Raw genomic sequence first — 5,524 nt, forward strand, 5'->3', positions numbered from 1 at the left:
GGTCGCCGCCGAGGGGGCCGGGGGCGAAGAGGCCGGTGTGGCCGCGGACGGGCTTCGCCACCCGGTAGCGGTGGTACGCGTAGTCCTCTGGCGATCCCCACAGGCCGCGTCGCAGGAAAGGGGTGTCGACGGTGTAGACGAAGCGGCCGTCCGGATCGCCGTAGGCGTCCACCTCCATACCGGCCTCCAGCACTTCGCCGGGCGGTTCCGGCGCGGCCTGCGCCGCCGGGTCCGGCACGGGGAGCACCCTCTCCGCGAGCATCATGAACACGGTGTGGACGGAGACGTACCCGCCCTCTTCAGGGGCGGGCCCGGGAAAGCAGGCGAAGGGACCGGCCGGGCGGTTGTTCAGCGGGTCGAGGGCGATGTACCGCCCGGTGCCGCGGGGACGCGGCGAGCACGCCGTCCGCACGTTCAGCTCCCGGCCGTCGTCACTGAGCAGCCACGCCTGCTCGCCCTTCCGCGGATAGCGCTGCAGGCGGATGATCAGCGCCGTCCTCAGCACCGTGCTGTTGATCTCCATCCCGGCGTCGGCCATGACGCCGGCCATCGCGTGCGCGACCGCCCGGCGCGGTTCCGCGTACGGGAAAACGTCACCGCCGGGCCCGACCGCCAGCCAGGCGCCGCCGTGGTGCGCGACCGTCCAGCGGCCTCCCCCCGGAGCGCCGACCCGGAACCCGCCGGCGCCCGGCACGAAGTCCGCCAGCTTGACGCGGGCGCGCATGAACAGCCGTTCCATGCCCGCCGGGAGCAGCGCGACCAGGTCGCTCTCCCGCTGCGGCACGGGCCTGAAGTCCTGCGCCGCGCGGTGCAGGGCCAGGAGCGGGTGCATCCATTCGGGGACCGTGTCGTCCCGGCGGGGGAAGAGCCGGAGTTCGGCGGCGCAGTCGGCGGGGGTGATCTCGTCCGTCCAGGCGAACTCGGCGGCTGGGCGGGCGGACACGCTCCAGTCGGTGACGCCGTCCCGCTTCCAGAGGTCGTAGGTGAACGCGGCCCACGCCCCGTGCACCGGGTCGGCGGTGATCTCCCGGTGGCGGCGCAGCAGGTCCGGGATGCTTGTGCGGGGGATGCGCCGACCGGCGGCGTGGATGCCGCCGGGGTGCCGCCTGCCCTCCTCGGCGCCGGTCAGCCAGATGGACTCGTGGCCGCCGATCGAGCGGTACGTCAGTTCGGCGTTCCGCCAGGCGCCGGGCAGCAGTTCCGTGACCTCGTCGATCAGCCGCCGGAGCAGCGCGCTTTCGGGGTCGGTCGGCTCGGGGCCGGTCGGCTCGGGGCGGTTCGTCATGGTCGCTCGGTGGTCTCGCTCAGCGTCCCGGCGGCGAGCAGTGCGGCGATCGTGTCGACCAGGTAGTAGCCGCGTCCCTCCCGGCCGGTCCGCTCGACGTCGATCGTCGCCTGCTCGAAGGGGAACGACGGATAGCCGCGCAGCGGCTTCCGGACCCGGTAGCGGCGGTGACGGTGGTGTTCGGGCTCGCCCCACAGCCCGCGCCGGTTGAACGGCGTCCCGGGCTCGAACAGGAACACCTCGCCGTCGTCGCCGTAGCCGTCGAGGGCCGTGTCCACCGGCAGGTCGACCGGCCGAGCCTCGCCGGGATCGTCCGGAGGCTCGGGGAGCCCGGCGAAGGCCGCCATGGAGAGGACCGTGCGGACGTCCACGAACGGGCCCTCGGACGGCGGGGGGCCGGGCCGGGTGACGAAGTATCCGGCGCGTGCGGTGACGGCTTCGAGGGCGATGCAGGAGGTCCCGGCCGGCCGCGCCGAGTTCGCGGACTCGTCCCGGACCCGCCGCCCGGTGTCGGTGAGGCCCCAGGCGCCGGTGGGAGGGTCGAGGCGGATCAGGCCCGCGAGCTCCAGAATCCCGCTGTGCACGCTCACGCCTTCCTCGGCCAGGAGCCCGGCGACGGCGTGCGCCGTGGCCTCCCTCGCCGTCGCGTGATCCGTCGCCTCGTCCGCCCCGGCGGAACCGCCTGGCCAGTGCACTGCCCGCCAGCCGTCCTCGCCGCGCAGGACCGACCAGCACCCTTCGTCCACGGCCCCGACCAGGAAGCGGGCGGCACCGTCCCGGGTCAGATCTCGCAGGATGTGGCGGGCGCGGGCGAACATGACGGGGCTCTCGGGCGCGAGGAGGGCGACGTGCTCCCGCTCGGCCCGCGGGCGGGTGGTCTCGTTCGGGGGCGGCATCTCAGGTGGCGTCCGCCCGCCGGTTGATGGCGGCCACGGCCTCGCGGCGCGCGTCCTCGTCCACCTCCGGGACCTCGAATCCGTTCCCGCGGGCGAAGCCGGCCAGGTCGGGCTCCGGGGGGACGCCGTGGACGCGCAGGTAGTAGGCGACGGCGCCGGGCCAGATCCAAGTGCCGTCGGTGTGGTACGTCATCGGCACCTCGGCGCGGCGCCCCGGGTCGAGGACGTCGGTGTCGTGACCGCGGGCCGCCAGGACGATCGGGGCGCGCTCCAGGTACCGCAGCAGCCGCTCCCGCTCCTCGTCGGGGACGGGCCGGCGCCGCACGACCGGTGTCCCCGACGCGTCCACGGAGTCGAAGAGCCGGGCCACCCGCATCTCCGCGGGAGTCGGCTGCGGCGTCGGGGTCAGCCCTCGCTCCCGCAGGTACCCGTCGAACAGCGGGCTCGTCCGCGTGCTCAGCGAACGGATCAGCGCCTCCTCCTCCGGGGTCGGTCGGCGGCCGCTCTCCTGAGCCGTCTCCTCAAGCCCCCGCATCGTCTCGTAGAGGGCCTTGACCGTTCCTTCGCCCAGTCCCTTCCGGGCCCGGTACATCTCCACTGCCGCGACGAACTCCTCGAAGGAGAGCTCGTCGATGTCGGCGTCGCGGTTGAAGTCCAGCTCGCCGATGTAGCGCATGGCCCGGACGAACGCCCCGGTGCGGGGGTCGGCGGCCAGGCAGTCCAGCCCGCCGCCCGGCGTCTCCAGGAGGACGACCGGCCGTTCGTTGTACACGAAGTACCGCGGATAGGTCTTCCTCACCAGCTTCACAACGACGACTCCCGTGATGGTTCGATGCCGGGCCGTGCCCGGCGCTAGGCCCGCGCCAGGCGGTCGAGTTCGTCCAGCCCGGCCGCCCGGCCCTCCTGCGCGTCGGCGGCGACACCGCCGGCGAGCGGGTCCTCGGGCGTCCCGCGGAGCCGCCGGACCGCGTCCGCCGCCGGGACGCCCGCACCGAAGGCGTGCGCCAGCCGCGCCTCCCAGAGCCCGCCCGCGATCTCCCCGTCGCGGCCCGCGGCGGCCCGCCGGAGGTACGCCGCCGCCTGCTCCGACAGCGCCGCCCACACGTAGCCGAGGACCGTCCCGCCGCGCGTCACGGGGTAGAACAGCACGGGCGCCGCCGTCCGCGCCGCGTACGACGGCGGCCGGACGCTGACCAGCGGGCCCCAGCCCTGCGAGCGGTCCTCGGGCGTCCCGTCCGGGTACAGGCCGTCCTGCACGAGCGGCCCCGGCGACACCGGCGCGCCCGGGTTGGTCAGCTCGTGCAGGGCGCCGAGGCTCACGGCCCGGAACTCCCGCGCGTCCGCCGGGATCGCGCCGCCCACCGGGTCCTCCGCCGCGCCGACCCAGCCGCGGATCGCCTCCAGGGCGGGCAGTCCGCGGTCGTGCGACTCGTCCAGGCGGCGACCCCACACGGCGGCGCCCTCCGCGCCCGCCGCCTGGGCCGCGGTGCGCCGGACGAAACCGGCGGCCTTCGCGTTGGACTCCGCGGCCCACAGGTGCCCGAGCAGTTCCCCGCGGCGGACGACGGGCAGGTACAGCACCGCCTGCCGGGTGAACCGCTCGTAGCCGGCCTTCGGCGGCCGGAGCCCGCCGTCGATGGGCGGGGCCTGCGGAAGGTCCGGAAACCCGTCACTCATGACGTGCGCGCCTTTCCCTCGTCACTGTCGTCCGCCCGCATACGCGCGCCGCTCACGGCGGCGTCCCGGGCGGGATGACGTCCGCCTCGATGGAGAAGACCGGCTGGGTGCCGTTCCACCCGGTCTGCACGACGTTCCTGATGTAGTACCTGGTTCCGCGTGGGAGCACGAGTTCCCGCTGGTCAGGGTACGCGCTGCTCTGGCCCATCCACACCCCGTGCGCGCCCTGCGGGAGGTTGAGGCTCAGCCGGTAGTTGAAGCCCTGCCCGTCGACCTCCGTCGTACCCGAACCCAGCGATGTCGACATGTAGCCCGGCTCGTTCTGCACGGCCCCGACGAGGAGCATCGGATGCCTGCCCGCCAGAGGCATGCCGTCCGAGGCGAGCATGAAATTCACGTCGTGCAGCCCCCGCACCGCCTGGACGGGTTCTGGCAGCGGCCGGCTCAGCGCCTGGTCGAGTTCGTCGATCCGCCGCCAGAAGGCGTCGGGCGTGGGCTCACCGCCGAGGTAGCGCCGCAGGAACTCGCGCTGCTCATGGTTCTTCCACATCTCCTGCAGCCGGGCCTCCGGGTCCGTCTGCGTGACGACGTGCTGGATCAGCCGGCGCTGGTAGTCGGTGAGGTCCGGCCGGTTCCACATCTGGATCAGCTGGTCCCGATGCGCCGGCATGGCGCCGCCGTTCAGGTACGCGAGGTGCTGGACGTAGTTCTGCTCCGTGTACAGGTGGGTCAGGTACCGTCCCACGTCCGCCCCGGGCCGCAGGTGCGGATTCGGCATCGACTGCACCGTGTACCAGTGCAGCGCCTGCCGCAACTGGTGCGGCAGGTCGTGGTACACGTGCGCCAGCCGGTTCTCGCCGTACCGCTCGCCCTGCTCGTCGGTGTCGAAACGGCGGTAACCGTCCCGGTCGACGTGGCCTTCGCGCCGGAACCAGTCGCGCAGCCCCCGCGACTGCGCGTCGTCCCCGGGCCTGGCGGGATCCGTGCCGCGGTGCTCCTCCCGGCCCGGGGGACGGCCGTCGCGCCCGGCGGGCGATGCGGTGCCGTCCGGAGCCGACGTCCGCCAGGTCCCGTCCGGCGGCCAGCCGGGGCGGGTCTGCCCGTCGGGACTCGTCCGGCCGGACGAGGCGTACACGTTGCCGTCGGCGTCCGTCCAGGCCAGTCCGCTGGGGGCGGTGACCGGGACGCCGAGCCGCTGCGCGAGCCGCGCGGCGAAGTCGCCGTCGCCGGTCCGGCACGACAGCAGCAGGACCTCGCGGCCGTTCCAGTTCGGGTCGTTGCGGATCAGGTCCGCCAGCTCGTCGGCGTTCAGCCGGCGGCCGCCGGGGAGCCGCAGCCCGTCCGCGTCGCCGTGCCCGTCCACCGTGAACCGCTGCGGGTCCGCCGGGACGCGCCGCGCGAGATCCCGCATGGCCGGGTCGGCGGGATCGTGGAACGACCGCCCCGCCGGGGTGGCGTCGCTGTCGCGGAAGACATCGTGCAGATGCCGCGGCAGGCCGTCCGGAACGGTCTCCGGGGCGTCGGCCTCGTCCCGCCGGACGGGCGCGTCCTCGCGATCCGGTTCCGCGTCGCGAACGGATTCCGCGTCGCGGGAAGACCCCGGGTCCCGGGCGGGGTCCGCCTCGGGGGAAGGTCCTCTGCCGGGGGGCGGTTCCGTGTCGGGGAC

5 protein-coding genes are annotated in these 5,524 nt (G+C 74.6%); all 5 read right to left on the minus strand.

The window, feature by feature from the left end:
* Window positions 1-1,285, minus strand: a 1,285-nt coding sequence (locus E1266_RS35115; RefSeq protein WP_132054570.1) for a TNT domain-containing protein, incomplete at its 3' end; no start/stop codon positions are given.
* Window positions 1,282-2,181 (minus strand): glycohydrolase toxin TNT-related protein, encoded by a 900-nt coding sequence (locus E1266_RS35120; RefSeq protein WP_132054572.1) that lies wholly within the window; start codon window positions 2,179-2,181, stop codon window positions 1,282-1,284. The genes E1266_RS35115 and E1266_RS35120, both read right to left, overlap by 4 nt.
* A gap of 1 nt (window position 2,182) precedes the next feature.
* Entirely contained in the window at window positions 2,183-2,989 is an 807-nt protein-coding gene (locus tag E1266_RS35125) for a hypothetical protein (protein WP_132054574.1), read from the minus strand.
* Between the two features lie 44 nt (window positions 2,990-3,033).
* Window positions 3,034-3,858, minus strand: a complete 825-nt coding sequence (locus tag E1266_RS35130) for a hypothetical protein (RefSeq protein WP_132054576.1) — start codon at window positions 3,856-3,858, stop codon at window positions 3,034-3,036.
* A gap of 52 nt (window positions 3,859-3,910) precedes the next feature.
* On the minus strand, window positions 3,911-5,524 hold a 1,614-nt coding region (locus E1266_RS35135; protein ID WP_279436374.1), incomplete at its 5' end, for an ADP-ribosyltransferase.

The sequence above is a fragment of the Actinomadura sp. 7K534 genome (assembly GCF_004348575.1).
Classification (GTDB): domain Bacteria; phylum Actinomycetota; class Actinomycetes; order Streptosporangiales; family Streptosporangiaceae; genus Spirillospora; species Spirillospora livida.

What these genes read in the sequence shown, in the direction of transcription:
- E1266_RS35120 (WP_132054572.1), bottom strand. Translation starts at nt 2,181, where the DNA reads ATGCCGCCCCCGAACGAGACCACCCGCCCGCGGGCCGAGCGGGAGCAC.
- E1266_RS35130 (WP_132054576.1), bottom strand. Translation starts at nt 3,858, where the DNA reads ATGAGTGACGGGTTTCCGGACCTTCCGCAGGCCCCGCCCATCGACGGC.